Annotated in this window: 16 protein-coding genes and 1 pseudogene; 10 read left to right on the top strand and 7 right to left on the bottom strand. The window is 37.6% G+C overall.

Annotated features, from left to right (window positions below; all coding sequences use genetic code 11):
• Positions 1-56: 56 nt before the first annotated feature.
• A pseudogene (locus AACV33_RS18020) lies at positions 57-461 on the bottom strand (aldo/keto reductase); the annotation flags it as partial.
• A gap of 208 nt (positions 462-669) precedes the next feature.
• On the opposite strand from AACV33_RS18020, the gene AACV33_RS18015 reads away from it, so the two are divergent.
• Complete coding sequence (locus AACV33_RS18015; RefSeq protein WP_017020875.1) at positions 670-996, top strand: hypothetical protein; 327 nt, start codon at positions 670-672, stop codon at positions 994-996.
• Between the two features lie 71 nt (positions 997-1,067).
• Here the strand turns inward: AACV33_RS18015 and AACV33_RS18010 are convergent, their stop codons facing one another.
• Complete coding sequence (locus tag AACV33_RS18010) at positions 1,068-1,289, bottom strand: DUF3820 family protein (RefSeq protein ID WP_012551802.1); 222 nt, start codon at positions 1,287-1,289, stop codon at positions 1,068-1,070.
• Complete coding sequence (locus tag AACV33_RS18005) at positions 1,290-1,808, bottom strand: NUDIX hydrolase (RefSeq protein WP_012551801.1); 519 nt, start codon at positions 1,806-1,808, stop codon at positions 1,290-1,292.
• Positions 1,809-2,012: 204 nt separating this feature from the next.
• Between AACV33_RS18005 and AACV33_RS18000 the strand changes: the two genes are divergently transcribed.
• Genes AACV33_RS18000 through AACV33_RS17990 form a run of 3 tightly spaced genes read left to right on the top strand, consistent with a single transcriptional unit; the run spans position 2,013 to position 4,227 of the window.
• Positions 2,013-2,480 (top strand): c-type cytochrome, encoded by a 468-nt coding sequence (locus AACV33_RS18000; protein ID WP_017020876.1) that lies wholly within the window; start codon positions 2,013-2,015, stop codon positions 2,478-2,480.
• A 13-nt stretch (positions 2,481-2,493) separates the two neighbouring features.
• Positions 2,494-3,135 carry a cytochrome b/b6 domain-containing protein gene (locus tag AACV33_RS17995; protein WP_182700504.1) on the top strand — a complete coding sequence of 214 codons (642 nt, stop codon included), beginning with the start codon at positions 2,494-2,496 and terminating at the stop codon, positions 3,133-3,135.
• Positions 3,136-3,153: 18 nt separating this feature from the next.
• Positions 3,154-4,227: a mechanosensitive ion channel family protein gene (locus tag AACV33_RS17990; RefSeq protein ID WP_017020878.1), complete on the top strand. Its 1,074-nt coding sequence runs from the start codon at positions 3,154-3,156 to the stop codon at positions 4,225-4,227.
• A 91-nt stretch (positions 4,228-4,318) separates the two neighbouring features.
• Here the strand turns inward: AACV33_RS17990 and AACV33_RS17985 are convergent, their stop codons facing one another.
• Both AACV33_RS17985 and AACV33_RS17980 read right to left on the bottom strand, forming a co-directional pair.
• Complete coding sequence (locus AACV33_RS17985) at positions 4,319-5,683, bottom strand: TrkH family potassium uptake protein (protein ID WP_012551797.1); 1,365 nt, start codon at positions 5,681-5,683, stop codon at positions 4,319-4,321.
• Positions 5,680-6,342: a potassium channel family protein gene (locus AACV33_RS17980; RefSeq protein ID WP_012551796.1), complete on the bottom strand. Its 663-nt coding sequence runs from the start codon at positions 6,340-6,342 to the stop codon at positions 5,680-5,682. The genes AACV33_RS17985 and AACV33_RS17980 overlap by 4 nt, the downstream gene beginning before the upstream one ends.
• A 326-nt stretch (positions 6,343-6,668) precedes the next feature.
• Between AACV33_RS17980 and deoD the strand changes: the two genes are divergently transcribed.
• The 5 genes from deoD (at position 6,669) to AACV33_RS17955 (ending at position 13,074) form a co-directional block, all read left to right on the top strand.
• On the top strand, positions 6,669-7,379 hold the full coding sequence (gene deoD, locus AACV33_RS17975) for a purine-nucleoside phosphorylase (RefSeq protein ID WP_017020879.1): 711 nt from the start codon (positions 6,669-6,671) through the stop codon (positions 7,377-7,379).
• Positions 7,380-7,433: 54 nt separating this feature from the next.
• Positions 7,434-8,903, top strand: a complete 1,470-nt coding sequence (locus AACV33_RS17970; protein ID WP_182700503.1) for an IS1 family transposase — start codon at positions 7,434-7,436, stop codon at positions 8,901-8,903.
• Positions 8,904-8,911: 8 nt separating this feature from the next.
• Positions 8,912-9,892 carry a sugar-binding transcriptional regulator gene (locus tag AACV33_RS17965; RefSeq protein WP_012551793.1) on the top strand — a complete coding sequence of 327 codons (981 nt, stop codon included), beginning with the start codon at positions 8,912-8,914 and terminating at the stop codon, positions 9,890-9,892.
• Between the two features lie 131 nt (positions 9,893-10,023).
• Positions 10,024-11,475, top strand: coding sequence for an ATP-dependent transcriptional regulator (locus tag AACV33_RS17960; protein ID WP_182700502.1), 1,452 nt, complete (start codon positions 10,024-10,026; stop codon positions 11,473-11,475).
• Between the two features lie 12 nt (positions 11,476-11,487).
• Positions 11,488-13,074, top strand: coding sequence for a GGDEF domain-containing protein (locus AACV33_RS17955; RefSeq protein ID WP_182700501.1), 1,587 nt, complete (start codon positions 11,488-11,490; stop codon positions 13,072-13,074).
• 79 nt (positions 13,075-13,153) lie between these two features.
• Here the strand turns inward: AACV33_RS17955 and AACV33_RS17950 are convergent, their stop codons facing one another.
• Both AACV33_RS17950 and AACV33_RS17945 read right to left on the bottom strand, forming a co-directional pair.
• Positions 13,154-13,345, bottom strand: a complete 192-nt coding sequence (locus AACV33_RS17950) for a hypothetical protein (RefSeq protein WP_012551791.1) — start codon at positions 13,343-13,345, stop codon at positions 13,154-13,156.
• A 477-nt stretch (positions 13,346-13,822) separates the two neighbouring features.
• Entirely contained in the window at positions 13,823-15,562 is a 1,740-nt protein-coding gene (locus AACV33_RS17945) for a bifunctional metallophosphatase/5'-nucleotidase (RefSeq protein ID WP_012551790.1), read from the bottom strand.
• A gap of 151 nt (positions 15,563-15,713) precedes the next feature.
• Between AACV33_RS17945 and AACV33_RS17940 the strand changes: the two genes are divergently transcribed.
• The coding region (locus AACV33_RS17940) for a DUF2813 domain-containing protein (protein ID WP_182700500.1) at positions 15,714-16,241 on the top strand (528 nt) is incomplete at its 3' end.

Here is a 16,241-nt window from a genome sequence, read left to right as displayed (position 1 = left end):
CATTTTGATTTATTGCAGTCGCGTTTAGATAAACCATTAGTAACGAATCAAGTGGAAATCAATCCATCAAGGCGATGAATAAGAAGAACATCAATTTCATTAATATTTAATCGAGACAGTGAGTTATTAACAGAATTGAGTATGTGTTCTTTCGATGTGTCGTAATGATTGATTTTACGATTTGGAAAATCAGCCGTACATAAATTGATATCGCATTTTGTTATGATTTCAATCTTGTCACGAACCGAAGGATCAATCGCTAACGCTTCACCAAATAAAGCTTCACATTGATAACCGCCGTAAATGTCCGCGTGATCGACCGTTGTTATACCAAGTTCAATATGTTGCTTTAAAAACGTTAAGCGCTCTTGAGCTGTCATATTCCAATCAGAAAGACGCCAATATCCTTGTACAAGCTCTGAAAATTCAGGACCTTCCGGTGCCATTAGTACTTTTTTCATTATGATTCTTCCATTAAATATCTTACTTCATACTAAATAGCGAAGAAGACGAATGCAATCACAACATAGCGAGCGATCTCAAGTTTCAAATAAAAAGGTGTTTAACCTCAATTCCTTTCAAAAAGTAAGTAATTATTTCGGCCTAAATATTGCACTCCCTATACTGTAAACGTAGAATCAAATCGTTAATTACAATAAGGTTTATAACATGATGAAGAAGAGCCGTTTTTACGCCTTATTCTTGGCACTTATCTCTACTGCCTCTTTTGCCGATATAACTGCAACACCTGATAATGAAGACATTTGTAAAGAGAAATACATTAAAGAAGTCTTTGATCAACAAGTGCAATACAGCAACCCGACAAATACCGCTCAAGTGCGTCGTACTGCAGAAAGACATATTGATCGTTCTCGTGAAATTTATAGCGAAACGAACAGTTTTTGTTCTGCTTTTAACTATTTAAAGAATGAAGCATCTGACCGATTAGCTGACGATTTTAACAACGCGAAAGCGGGTGAATCTCAATTTAAATAAAAAGCGATATACGGTGACACAATGCTAGGTAACTGACTCATCAATTTACCTAGCATTCGTTTATTAAAGTGTTAACTACGATATTTTAGCGGTCGAATCACTTCATCGAGCCCTTCAATTTTCATCGCTAAACATAAGGCCATTAGCTCGCCTAACTCCCCTTTTGGAAAGCCATTTTTACGCTCAAACCACAATAAATACTCTTCTGGTAAATCAATCAGCACTCTGCCGCCATATTTACCAAAAGGCATCTTCATTTGAGTTAATTTAACGATTTGTTCTTTTGTGAACATTTATAGGCACTCTTTTACAATTAAATGAAGTAAGAACGTCTCACGCTCAATGCTCATGCCTTTTTTATCACTGTTTATTAGAATATGTTCATTATGCGCAATGGCTTCATGAATATTAATCCAAACAGGACGCATTCCATTTCTGATTTCATAACTCTCATAGCTTGTTTCGCCAAGAGTCCTATCTGCATTACAGGTATAACAATAAGAAATCATATGCAATACATTACATTCATGTTTATACCAAGGTCGGAATTCTTCATATATACCAAAAGGCACAATGTTTGAAATATTTTTAGCCCCTGTTTCTTCTTCAATTTCACGTACTAACCCTGCAATTACGTCTTCACCTTCATCTATACCACCGCCTGGTAAAGAATAATCATGATAACGCTCTGTATACAGTAGAAGAATCTCTTCCCCTTTTAAAATAATTGCTCTGGTTGCATTACGTTGAAGAATTTTCTGATTGTCTAGATGTTCTAGATCGGGATGCGTTGTAATATTTAAAATGCGCATAAAACTGACTAGCCTAATTGGAAAATACCTTAACATTATACGCAAATGAGAATTAGATGCAGCAATCAAATTAGGTGTTGAATTAAAAGCATATGAATAATCCGAATGTAAAGACAATGTAAATAATGTGGTTTAAATCTATTTCTTTTAAGTTTAATTTCATATAATTAAGGCTTAATAATAATGACAAGCCAAGGAAGCCTTATGTTCACAAAAAATAGCTCAATAAAAACACTGATTATTGCCTCAACACTGTTCGCTTCAACCTCTGTCTTAGCACATACTTTTAATGAAGCCGATAAAGCCATTGCTTACCGTCAAGCCGCATTCACTATGATTGCAGGTAATGTCAGTGAAATGGGTGAGATGATCAAAGGAAAGACAGATTGGAGTGACGCGATCTTTTCAAAACGCGCAAATCAATTATCACAGTTAACGTTAATGCCATTAGATGCTTTTTATGTAGAAGGATCTGATAAAGGAAAAACAAACGCATTACCTAAAGTATGGACAAACTTTCCTGATTTTGAATCGCGTTTAGCTCAATTTCAAGAAGATGCCGCCGCTTTAGCAAGTATCTCCGATAAAGGTGATAAAGACGCAATACGCAAAGCGTTTGGCAAAACAGTAAAAAACTGTAAGGCTTGCCACACCGATTATAAAGCAAAGTAATTAAAGGGAATTCATGAAAATCTGGGATAGTTTTATCCGAGTTTATCATTGGAGCCAAGTAGTTTTACTTGGCTCTCTTTGGTATACAGCGGACGAAGGATTAATGGAGTGGCATTTTGCGCTCGCCTATCTTTTAATGGTGTTTTTACTCACTCGTATTGTTTGGGGAATTATTGGCAGTGATACGGCAAAGTTCACTCATTTTATCACCTCGCCCAAGAAAGCGATTACTTATCTAAAAGCAAGAAAAGCATCACATGCGATAGGCCACAACCCTGCTGGTGGCTATATGGTATTAGGTCTATTTTTCTTACTTACATTACAATTAGTGACTGGATTATTTAGCAATGATGACATTCTCTCTGAAGGACCTCTAGCCTCTTTAGTGAGCTATGATACAAGTAGTTTTCTAACTACGATTCATCACCAAAGCTTTGATGTTTTACTTGGTTTCATTGGGCTGCACATTGCCGCTGTATTATTTTATCGTATTAAAGGCAGTAATCTAATTTTACCTATGTTTACTGGGTCTGCGGATTTGACCGGAAATGCACCCAAAATGAAACATACCTTAATAGCATGGTTAATTTTTGCGGTAATATTATCATTTGTATACTATTTTTGGGCAAGTGAAGTGCTAAACTACCTTTTTTAATTATTGAGTAGTAAATACATGACTCCTTTCTTAAATTGGTGGAATGCACTTCTGAATTTTCAAGAGAATGATTGGGTACAGAACGTACTCGTCATTACTCTGTTTAGTGCATTTTTATGGGTCGTATGGCGCATTGTAGTCAACCGTCTTCAACATATTACAAAAAAAACGGCATTACCTTGGGATGACGCGGTAATTACAGCGCTCTCCTCCCCAGTTAGTCTGATTATTTGGGTCTGGCCAGCAACTGCCTCGTTTAAAATAATGCTGTCAGGGCATTTAAAGTTAGTACCCGATTGGATCCCCACCCTTCAAGTATTCATTCTGGTTTGGGGTTTTATTTGGACCGCGTTACGTTTAACAACGTTAATTGAAAAGCAAGTTCTCACCAATCAAAAACATGACATTACAACCGTTTTAGCCCTTGGAAAAGTCGTCCGCTTAATCTTTATTTCTCTTGGTTTATTATCATTAATGCAGGGGATTGGACTCAGTTTATCCGGTTTATTAACCTTTGGTGGCGTCGGTGGCTTAGTGGTCGGTTTAGCGGCTAAAGATCTCTTGTCCAACTTTTTTGGTGGAATGATGATCTATTTTGATCGCCCTTTCAAAGTCGGAGATTGGATCCGCTCTCCTGACCGTTCGATTGAAGGAACGGTTGAAACCATCGGTTGGCGTATGACGGTAATACGTACTTTTGATAAACGCCCTCTTTATGTGCCCAACTCCGTATTTAGTAGCATTGTGGTTGAAAACCCATCTCGTATGCTAAATCGAAGAATTAAAGAAGACATTGGTATTCGCTACGATGACATTAGCAATATTGAGCAAATTGTAATCGAAGTAAAAGCAATGCTGGTTAATCATGAAGGCATCGATTCGAATCAGACCTTAATTGTTAACTTCAATGGTTTTGGCCCTTCTTCATTAGATCTATTGGTCTACACTTTTACAAAAACGGTCAATTGGATTGAATACCACCATGTTAAACAAGATGTATTAATCAAAATTGGGGACATTATTGCCCAACACGGTGCAGAGATTGCCTTCCCGACTCAGACTCTAAAAATTGAACAATTACCGGCTAATTAATACTTTCTATTGAAGAAATAAGTCACTAACAAAAAAGGGCATTACACATTTTGTGCAATGCCCTTTTTAATGTGGTATTAATCCGAATTATCTACCCTGTTAATACATTTTCTTCTGGGTATTTCACGCACGAAGATTCCGGTCTAGCTAACATATACGCTAATGTTAATGGCCCAATTCGACCAATAATCATAACAATAACCATAATAAATTTACCCGGTTCAGATAACTCCGCCGTTAAACCCGCCGTTAAGCCTACCGTTGCGAACGCTGAGATAACCTCAAACATGACTTTGTCAAAACCAGCATTTTCTGTCAGCATTAACGAAAACATAGCGATAGAAAGCAACAATCCACTCACGACAATAATAGCTAACGATTTAGTTACTATTGGCCAGCCTATCGTTCTTTTAAACATCACAACGTTTTTCTTCTGACGTAAAAAAGTCCATGTTGCCACTGCCGCTACTGTCACTGTTGATACTTTTAAGCCCCCCCCTGTCGATGTAGACCCAGCACCAATGAGCATTAATATAATCATAATAAATAACGCAGGTTGGGTGAACTGTGTTAAATCGACACTATTAAAGCCCGCAGTACGTGCACTCGCTGATTGGAAAAAAGCCGCCAACCATTGATCACCCACAGATAACGAAGCCAAGGTATTCGGATTATTATATTCAAGTACATAGAAAAATAACGTACCGATAAGTAACAATGTCGGCGTTGCTATGAGCATGATTTTGGTATGCAATTGCAGTCGACTGAATCCTTTAGAGCCATTTTTAACTAAATCAACAATAACCGTAAACCCAAGACCACCCCCAATAAAGAGGAAAGACAGAGTAAATATAACAAGTGGATCGCTAACATACCCCATTAAGCTGTCTGAAAATAAAGAAAAGCCTGCATTATTAAACGCCGATATGGAGTGAAAAGCGGCATAGAACATACCTTTTGCCAGTCCTAACTCTGGTACCCAACGAAATGAAAGAATAAACATCCCAATTAACTCAGCCGCCAGTGCAAAGTAAATAATATTCTTAATTAATTTGCGTAAGTTTATCTTCTTCTCTTGCCCCAAGGCTTCTTTCGCTAACGCTTGTTGACGTAAACTTAACCTCAAACCAAAAACATACAGCAATACCGCTGACAATGTCATTTGGCCAAGACCACCAATCTGCATTAAAAACATTAAGACCACTTTACCACTGGTCGTGAAATGTGTACCAGTATCAACAACACCCAAACCTGTCACACTGATGGCTGAGGTTGCAGTAAATAAAGCGTCCATAAAGCTTAAGCCTGACACTGAAAATATCGGCAGTGTTAATAGCAAAGCAGAAGGCAACAGAATAGCCAAAAATGAAAAGAGAATGATCCTAGGTTCTGACCACTCTTTTGATTTTTGACTATTCTTTAACGGGAATAGACCACGTTTGGGTAAATAATTCATAATGTTCTGATTTTTTGTGCCAGTTTCACTTCTGGACCAACAATAATAAGAATATCTCCCATTTCTAATTCTTTACTGTATTCAGGCGCTGATATGATTTCAGGTCCGCGCTTAATGGCTAATATCTTCACGTCTGACATTTGACAAAAATCAAGCTGCCCTAACGATTTCCCCATATTTTGGCCACCCACCACAATTTCGGTAATAGCCAGTCCACTGCCTAGAAGATGGAAATCAAATACACGGCGATCGAGCATTTTCCTTGCGACTCGGATACCCATGTCTCTTTCAGGAAGAATAATATGATCAGCGCCGATCTTAGTTAAAATTTTCGCATGAAATTTATCATTCGCTTTCACCCAAACGGTTTTAACACCCGCTTCTTTAAGTACCAATGTGGTCAGGATACTGGCATTGATATCAGAACCAATGGCTACCATTACCATATCGTATTCATCTAATTTTAGCTCAGCAACGGTCTCTTCGCTCGCGCAATTTGCCACCACAGCGGTAGACACAAAATCAGTCGCTTTTTTTACTCGTTCTTCATTAATATCAACGGCTAACACTTGTGAACCATATTGATGTAACTCTTCACAAACTGTTAAACCAAAACGGCCTAAACCAATTACAGCGTATTGTTTATTTTTTGCTTTCATCAATTTACTCACTTTTAATATCATAGATAAACTTGGTACATCATCCTCTTAGAAGACAATAACTTCAATTTAAAATAGAACCACTCAGAATGAAACCAATACTCTGTATTAAAGATAAGAACAGACCAAGCGTTTACGATTGCCTCTTTAGTTTCAACAGATTTCGTTATCAAGGATAAAAATAATGTACATTCTGATAAAAAATGTGACATCAATCTCATGACACCTTAAAATATAGGCCTAAAATAGCGCCATATCGAACAAAAATGTTCAACAAATTTAGTTAAACTTAAATTTTTATACTTTATAGACTGGAGACCTTGATTATGGCTACCCCACATATTAATGCACAAGTTGGTGATTTCGCAGAAACAGTTCTAATGCCTGGAGATCCACTACGAGCTAAATTCATTGCTGAAAACTTCTTAGAAGACGTAACTCAAGTATGTGACGTTCGTAATATGTTCGGTTACACCGGTACTTATAAAGGCAAAAAAGTCTCCGTTATGGGTCACGGCATGGGTATTCCTTCTTGTTGTATCTATGTACACGAACTGATCGCGGAATTTGGTGTTAAAAACATCATTCGCGTTGGCAGCTGTGGCGCAGTACACGATGACGTGAAACTAATGGACGTTGTTATCGGAATGGGTGCTTCTACCGATTCAAAAGTTAACCGTATTCGTTTTAACAACCATGATTTTGCAGCCATTGCTGATTTTGGTTTATTAGAAACGGCGGTTGCTCAAGCTCGTGAACTTAATGTACCAGTAAAAGTAGGTAACGTATTCTCTGCGGATTTATTTTACTCTCCAGAAACTGATCTGTTCGACAAAATGGAAAAATTAGGCATCTTGGGTGTTGATATGGAAGCGGCTGGCATTTATGGTGTGGCAGCGGATCTAGGCGCGAAAGCACTTACTATCCTAACAGTATCTGACCACATAAAACGCGGTGAGAAATTAAGTTCAGAAGATCGTCAAAAATCATTCAATGATATGATGACAGTGGCACTAGAAACCGCCATTAAACTGTAGTCCTATCCTCAACGCCAGAACATTCTGGCGTTTTAAAAACATAAGGGGTGTCTAGTGCCAACTGAAAAACTGCCGTTGGCTGCTAAAGGGTTACAACTCAATTTTTGTAAAACATTGGCGTGTGACAATTTTGGTGATAGCGATGAACAACATTATTTAGTTCAACGCACAAACCCGAAGCGACCTGCATTAGTTTGTCGGAAATGTGGTGCTTTTCCTCCCTTAATCAATAACAATGAAGTATTGAACGAACTTGCACGTCAGCAAAAAGTGCAATGCCATTCTTTACCTGCTTGTAATAATTCCCATTGCTCTCACTTTGGTTTAGATGTTCTTACTCATCGTGAGCTTTATCATGCCTTCGGTTATAGTGGTGATCGTCAACGTTATCGTTGTAAATCTTGCGCTTCTACCTTTGTCGATAAATGGTCTGGTGAAAACCAAAAAAGCCCTATTCAACAAAAGATTTTAGGTTTTTTATTTACTGGGTACTCTGTACGCGAGATTTGCCGTCGTTTACATATAAATCCTAAAACCTTTTATGACCATATTAACCAAATAGCCAGTCGTTGCCGACGTCATATGTCTTTGTTTGATGTCCGTTTACAGCATGACAGAACCCAAATTCAATTAGCATCAAATGCCACCCCATTGCAGCCTCTAAGTAATAATGGGGTTTTCTGGTACTGTACAGCAGAAATGAGTTCAGGTTATCTCATCGCTCAACATATTAACTATTCAGAAAATGACCAACCTGGTAATCAGTTGGATCACGACCCGTTCTTACCCGAAGCACAATATTTATCGAATACCTTTATTGGTGAAGCCAATTCTCAATCAGCTATCGCCACAAACAGTATATTCAGCCGCGTAGACAGCAAATATCAAGAGATATTAGCCCGTGCAAATGTTGAAGATCCTTTAGGTAATTACGTCTCTTTAAATTACCCATCGAAAGGGGCGTTAATACGACCGCCTTATACGTCTTATGCTCATTATTTAGAAATCCAAGACGCTTTTTCACATTGTGATTCTATTGAGATTTATATGCCTCAAGAGCCTATGCTTCGATCGGCAGCAATGTCTGTTTTTCTTGAACGCATTAAAAACAACAATATTGATTTACTGTACGTCACTCAAGACGATGCTTTTCCTATTGAGCAAAGCGGCGAGAAAGTAGATATTCATCTTGTGGGTTGGTGGCGAGATCGCTGGGCTTTTACCGAAGTCTCAGGCCTACATAAAGGGATTTGCCATCTTAATGGCGCAGAGAACAATGAACAATATTGGTTAAAGCGTGCTTCTGCCACTTCAGCCACTGATTATCAGCAACGTTTTTATAATCAATTTACAAGTTTAGTGAATGAACCGAGACGAAAACTTCGTCCGGCTAGCCTACTTCCTTTATTAGATATCTTTAGAGCATGGCATAATCTGTGTCATCAAGATAAACTAGGTACAACACCAGCACAAAAGTTAGGGTTAATTTCAAAACCCATTACACTTGCTGAATTATTAAGTTAGGAATAACAATGAGCTCGTCACCTTCTCAAGATCACACTGAAAACACCGATATGTTGACAGAAATCGCCATCCTTTATTATCAAGAAGGAGCGACTCAAGAAGAGATCTCGAAAAAATTTGGCTTATCTCGCGCTAAAGTCGGACGCATGCTTAGAAAAGCACGAGAAGAAGGTATTGTCGAAATTACCGTAAAATTTCATCCCGTTTATAGCGCACAGCTAGAACAAAAGTTGGTTGAAAAATTCAATTTAAAACGCGCATTGATTTCATTAGATCAACCCAATACCAGTGAACAACGCAAGCAAGTTGCCGCTCTCGTTAGCTCTTATTTAAACAATAACTTGCAAGATGATATGGCGGTTGCTGTTGGTCAAGGTCAAAACGTTGCTGCTGTCGCTGATCACGCTGGGATTGTCTCCCATCGTAATGCTCGATTCGTATCCGCTATCGGTGGTACACACCGCAGTGGTGATATTATTAACGCTGACCATATTTGTCGACGTTTAGCAAAAAAATACGGCGGAAGCAGTGAAACGCTTTACGCACCTGCGTATGTGAATGACCCGAGCCTTCGTTCTGCTTTTATGGAGCACGCAACAATTAAGGAAACACTGAACCAAGCCAGAAAAGCAGAGTTTGCATTGGTTGGGATCGGTGATATGGATGAAAACAGCCACATGGTTAAACTTGGCTTTTTTACGCCTAAAGAATTTGTAGAAGCGCGTTTAAATGATGGCATTGTAGGTGATATTGGCGGATTTGATTTCTTTAAATTAGATGGCAGTGATGCGGATACGTTAATGCGAGGAAGAGTTATTGGCTTAGAAATGGAAGATCTTCGTCAAATTCCTAACGTAGTCGCAATGGCAAGTGAAAGTCGCAAAGCATTGTCAATCATGGGTGCATTAAGAACAGGTGTTATTGATGTTCTTGCCACAAGCGTTAGTTGCGCAATGGCCCTGCTTAATCTCGCAGAAAATGAACGCTAACTTATACAATATTCTATATGACAAGAGCACCTTAACAACAGTTTATACTTGACTCGCATATCCTTAATATACTTCGTGACATCAATGTAATGAGAGTATTATATTGGCACTACCAATAAGGAAGGATATTTGTGATTAACTCTAAAGATAAGATAATTACACGGCTTACTGCATTAGAGTTGACCGTAGAAAATGAATCAGAAGCGGCAAAATCAGAAGCTGAACAATTATTAACACTTTGCGAAGACATCAACTTCAAGTACGGCATCGCCTATTCTAAACTCATAATTTCAAATACTTACTGGCATTTAGTCCTTTATTCACAAGGACTAAAAATTGCTAAAGAAGTCCTACAGCTTCATCAAGAATTAGAAGATGATGACCTATTGCCCTCAATATTACACACACTCGCTTTGCATTCTTGGGGAGAAGCCAAACTCTATACAGCTCAGAACTATTGGATTCAAGCGTTAGAGCAAGCCTCTTTATTAGGAAACTATCAAATTGAAATTGAGGCATTAATTGGTCTTGGCAACGTTTGGCGTATGACAAACAATTTAGCACAAGCAAACTCTACCCATTATATTGCTGCTCAACGGGCTAATTTTTATCGTATTACTCATCTAGAGGCAAAAGCTTATATATTACAGGCATGGGATAACTACTTACTTCACCACCATCAAGAAATGCTGCCCATTCTTCTAAAAGCGGAAGAATTATTAAAAGACAATACGAATCTAACATGGAAAGCGGAAATCTATGACTTTAGAGGACTGGCATTTTTAGGCCTCAATGATCTAACCTCAGCTCAACAATGCTGTCTCTATTCAAACCAGCTAGCTAAGCAACATAATTTAATATGGATGAAGGCACATTCAGCAATCTGTTTAGCTCGAATAGAAACGGCAAAAGGTAATTTTACGACGGCGTATGAATTATTAACCAAAGCCGAAATGTTATCAGAACAATTCGATAAAGGTGAATTACGCTCGCAAATATGCCTTGAGCAGTCACGCGTTGCTGAGTTAACCAATGACGATGAGCAAGCACTCTATTCTTATAAACGCTATCGCCAATATGAAATAACACTTTTACAAGAACAATCCAATAATCTCGGACGTGATAAATCCAATACCTCAAAAAAACAGTTAGACATCCGAGCCATAAGATTAATCAATCGAATTAAAGACCAACTTGAATATAATAGTCTTTCTTCACTCACCTACCTAATTCCCGTAGATAAATGGCAGCAGAGGCTTCATGACATTAATACATCATCAATGAGTACTCAATATCATGTTGTTGTGATTGCCAATTCATCAAAAGAAAAAATAAGAAATATCACGTTATTAAGTCATCACTATTGTAAATATGGCGATGCTCTAACACGCTTAAATGACACCGAAATTGGGTTATTACTTCACGCAGAAACCAACGTGTGTTTAGAAATAATCCATTCTTTATCTATCAGTTTATCAACCTATCCATGGCATCGATATTCAAACAGCACTTCGGTCCCCGAAGTGAGCTATTTTAATATTATCGAGTATTTATCAGAATCGATGGCACAAGAAGTATTATAATTAAGGGTTCGTATGGATACATTCTTAGATCGTATACAAGAGCAAGGAATTGATCTTTCTGTTCTCTCCCATTCTCAATCATTGGTTCTTTGGTATCACATACTAGAACACATGGCAGAGAGCAATGAAGAAAAAGCCTACGCATTATTTATGTGTTCAGAATATGAAGTAAAAGCGGATCTTACAGAAAAAAGTATCTGCCACTTACAACGAGCATTAACATTATTAGTTCTACCTACTCATATTGATCTTGTTTTACAAATTTACTCTTCATTGAGCTATCGTCACATTGATTTTGGTAACTATCAGAACGCCTTATCGACTTTAGATAACCTCTCTAAAATTGCTGTAGAGCATGGGAAAAGCGAATTTTACATCCAATCAATTCTAGGTATCGGTAATCTTTGCTCAATTTACGGCGACCACTTAAAAGCGCTCCGTTACTACCAAAAACTAGAATCTCTCAGTCATATAATAGAAAGCCATAATTTGGCTTTGCGTTATCGCTTATACATGATTGCTTGCCTCCTTGAACTCAACAGACTCTCCAAAGCGAATAAACTGCTTAAAGAGTGCCTAGTCATACAATATCTCGTTGATGATCCTCAATTAGCCCCTCAAGTGGCTTTATATTCAGCAAAATTATTGCGCTTAAAAAATAAGCCTCAACTCGCTTTAGATCAACTAATCTCTTTTAAAAAAGAATGCAAGTACGCAAAAATATCTTTTCCTTGGCTAAATAAATTGTTTGCTATCGAAGCCGCTAACTGCCTTATCCAGCTGCAACGAGGGGAAATGGCAGAAGTGATTATCAATCATCAAATTCGAAGAACATCAAAATATTCTAATGGTTATTACATTCGCCAATTGTTAGATATAAAAAGTAACGCCTTGGCTTCATACGGCAATTTTTCTGATGCACTCGCGTGTGAAAAAAAAGCGCAAAAATTAGCCGTCGATATTATTCACTCTTTTCCGATCAATAAACTTGGAGGACATGCTCTCAGACGTTTATTTCATTTAGAATTGCAGCTACGTCTTAGTATTTCAGAATCAGAAAACATTGAATTGAAAAAAGTGTCTGTTCAACAAAAAAATAAGGTCGAAAAATTACAAAAAGACGTACAGCACGATAGCCTCACAAAACTCTATAATCGTCGCTGGTTTGAATCTACGTTTATAAAAAAAATCATTCCGACAATCAAAAATTATCAACTGCTTATTATTGATATTGATGACTTTAAATCCATCAATGATGAATACTCACACCTAACCGGGGATGTCGTATTAAAAAGATTGGGGCGAGTTTTACAGAAAAACTTAGATAATTCACATTATGCTCTTCGATACGGTGGTGAAGAGTTTCTATTGATTATCCCATCAAATGACCTAGAGGTAGGCCGACACATTGCAGAGCAGTGTAGAGAGCTTATCGCCAACGTTAATTGGAAACATATTCTCAATGATAGAAGTATTACGGTAAGTATTGGCCTTGCTATAAATACAAATAGCGAACCTTGTAAATCTACGTTTCTGCGTGCAGATAAGGCATTGTACAAAGCAAAACGTTCAGGTAAAAACAAGGTATGTATTTACTAAAGTAACGACACTCTTTTGCTAATGTAAAAAAACCAGCTCATGGCTGGTTTTTTCTAATAGAGCATTTATTAAAAAGAAACTAACGGCGTAAGCCCATGTCTCTCTGTAAATGCTCAGATAATTCTGATGTATAATGCACTGATGTTACTTGGCCTTTACCAAATAATACATCAATACAATGAGCAATCAGTCCTTTGAAACTTACTGAATAGGCCTTCTTTTCCAAAGAAGAAGTAGCGATGTTATTAACGTTCATTGCTGCTTGTGCCATGATTGCCTCACTTAAAAATAAAAGTCATTTAAATTTTGATGTGGCAATAATAGAACTATATTCTTTGCTCAAAAAATGACATTTTCTTCAAAGTAATATTAGTTTTACTAATGCAAACGTTACATTAATACCTATTCACATTAAACGCTTAAAATAAGAACTAAAATCAAATAAAGTGAATAAAAATCAAAATAAAAGCCAATTTAAGACTCCGTCTATTCAAAAATTAATTTACCGACATAGTTTGGTTTAAAAGAGTTAAATAAGTAAAATTAATGTTAACAAAAAGCCTTCTACAGAATAGAAGGCTTTTTTATTGTTACTTACCAACCAGAAAATGGCACAAAGTAAACCAATACTGACCACGCAACAACCCAACCGACTGCTAGTAATCTATCAGACCAATTACTATCCATAATATTCCTTTGCTTAAATCTATGAATTAATTCCATATTTATAAAAGCAAATTTTATGCCATTACATCATCGCTTTGTCATTTCTATGGTATTTATTTAAATATTCTTTTGGTTTAGTCAAACTTGAGTAATGCTGCAAATAATCAATAAAACAATCAGCCATAGAATGTTCGGTAATATGCACACCCTTTTCTTTATTTAATAAAGGTTCGTACCCCTCTTTACCCTTTATGGTGTAAGCGGTTGACGTACCAAAATAAATTTGTTCATCCAATACTGGTTGCCATCCATTCACTTCATGATAAATACTCAATTCAGTAATACGCTTTCCACTGGGCTTACTTGCGTTATAACTGTACTTTAGCTGTGAAACGTAAGGATAACTCCCAGAGCCCGTACCAATAACCCCGTTATCCGTAGCATTATCAATTGCACCCTCAATTGCCGCTTTCAAGTACTTTCCTTTCACACTGTAAATGGCAATCGGTATGGCAAAAGGCAATACATTTCCGGCGATATCCGCGTAAGTAATTGCCCCTTGGTTAAGACCGGCACGAACTCCCCCAGCATTATGCATTGCAAATTGAACCCGGTGATCCACTTGATGCGCTTTAGAGTAGAAAGATTCGACCACCCATGGTGCTATATCACTTTGACCTAGTTCATTAGGTACACGGCGGTGAGTTAAATCGTCTAGACACTGCCCTATCACTTGGCTAGAAAGACGCTCAACTTCTCCACGATATTTTTCAATTAACAGTGATTCAATATTTTCATCTTTTTGACAAAATTGTGCATGTGAGAAATCTGACAGTGATTGCTTTACATCAGTTAACGCTCTTAACGGTAAGGGGGTCTCGCACGCTTTATCTTGATAGGCGACATCATCTAATAACAGTAGATTATTACCATTGAAATGGATCAATTCCCCACCGTTAGAATACTCAAGGTCACAATAGCCCAACGCTAACGCATGACACCCAGCTTGGACAATATACGTACCATTCACTTTCTCACCATATTGATCTCGAGTCTCGAGCCCAATACTTTCATAGTCACCTTGTAATACATGACTGTGTCCACCAATAATGAGATCAATACCGGATATTATCTCCGCCAATGCTTTATCGGCTTCATACCCTAAGTGACTCACAATCACCACGTTAGTTATGTTCTTACTTGCCAAATAATCAATCGTATTTTTAGCGACTTCCACAGCATTAACAAACGGAGTGTCTGGATCTGGACTAGCAAGCAGAGACATACGATCTATCGTTAAACCAAAGATGGCAATTGACGTTAAACCCACATGTTTAATCATGTATTCTGCGATTTTTAATTCCGGATTATATTTTAATATACGCTCACAAAATTTTACGCCATGCCCTTTGGTCTCATCTTCTTGGCTAAGATCCCAATTCCCCATCAAAATAGGGAAATCAGTATTCGCAATAAATTCACTGACGGGTTGGTTGCCGAGATCAAACTCGTGATTACCTAAAACCATTCCATCAAGCGGTAATTGATTTAATAAATCGGCATTAGCAACGCCTTTATATAAAGAGAAATATAAAGTGCCTTGAAAGCAATCACCAGCATGAAAGAAAGCCGTAGCTGCGCCACATTCTGTTGCTTCTTTTATCAAATGCGATGCTTGATATGATATCCGAGAGAAACCACCACATTTAATATAATACTTTCCATGATCGGCTGAATTTAATGCAATGACAGACTCATCAAAATAGGAGTGAGTATCATTAATATGCAGTATTCTGATTGTTTGATTGTTTATTGCGCACATTAACTTGGTTCCCTAATAATAACGATGTGTTTCAAAAGCATGATACCCCTTAGGCTCTAAACAATTCAATAAGTGTGACTGTCATAGTGCTTTGTTTTTATTACTTGCTATATAGTTATTTATGACAACTCTCTTTAATGAGGAAGGTTATATGCTTTTAGAACGTATTGAAGTTTCAGGATTTCGTGGCATAAAACGCCTATCCCTTTCTTTTGAACAACTCACCACTCTGATAGGTGAAAATACATGGGGCAAATCATCATTACTTGATGCCCTATCTATCGCTCTGCCTATTTCAGGGGAGTTGCATCAATTTTCGTTAACTGACTTCCATCAAGACCATTCCATTTCTTACACTCAAGATCAGCACATTCAAATCATCATTACTTTTCAGACCACAGAAAAAAATGAGTACAGAGCTGGCCGCTATAGAAAACTCGCTTCATTATGGCAACCAGATGAAAACAGCCACGCACAACGTATTTATTACCGTATTAGTGCAACAAATAATGACGGAAAAATAACGGCATCCCATTCTTTTTTAGATAATAAAGGCCGTATTCTTCGTTATCATAAAATTCATATGCTTGTGTATGAGCTTATTCGCTTACACCCTGTCATTCGTATACGCGACGCCAGACGGCTTCACACAGATGGAGACACGGCGCCTTTACCTGAT

This window comes from Aliivibrio sp. SR45-2, assembly GCF_963890165.1.
Taxonomy (GTDB): Bacteria; Pseudomonadota; Gammaproteobacteria; order Enterobacterales; family Vibrionaceae; genus Aliivibrio; species Aliivibrio salmonicida.
This window is presented reverse-complemented; position numbering and strand designations above follow the sequence as displayed.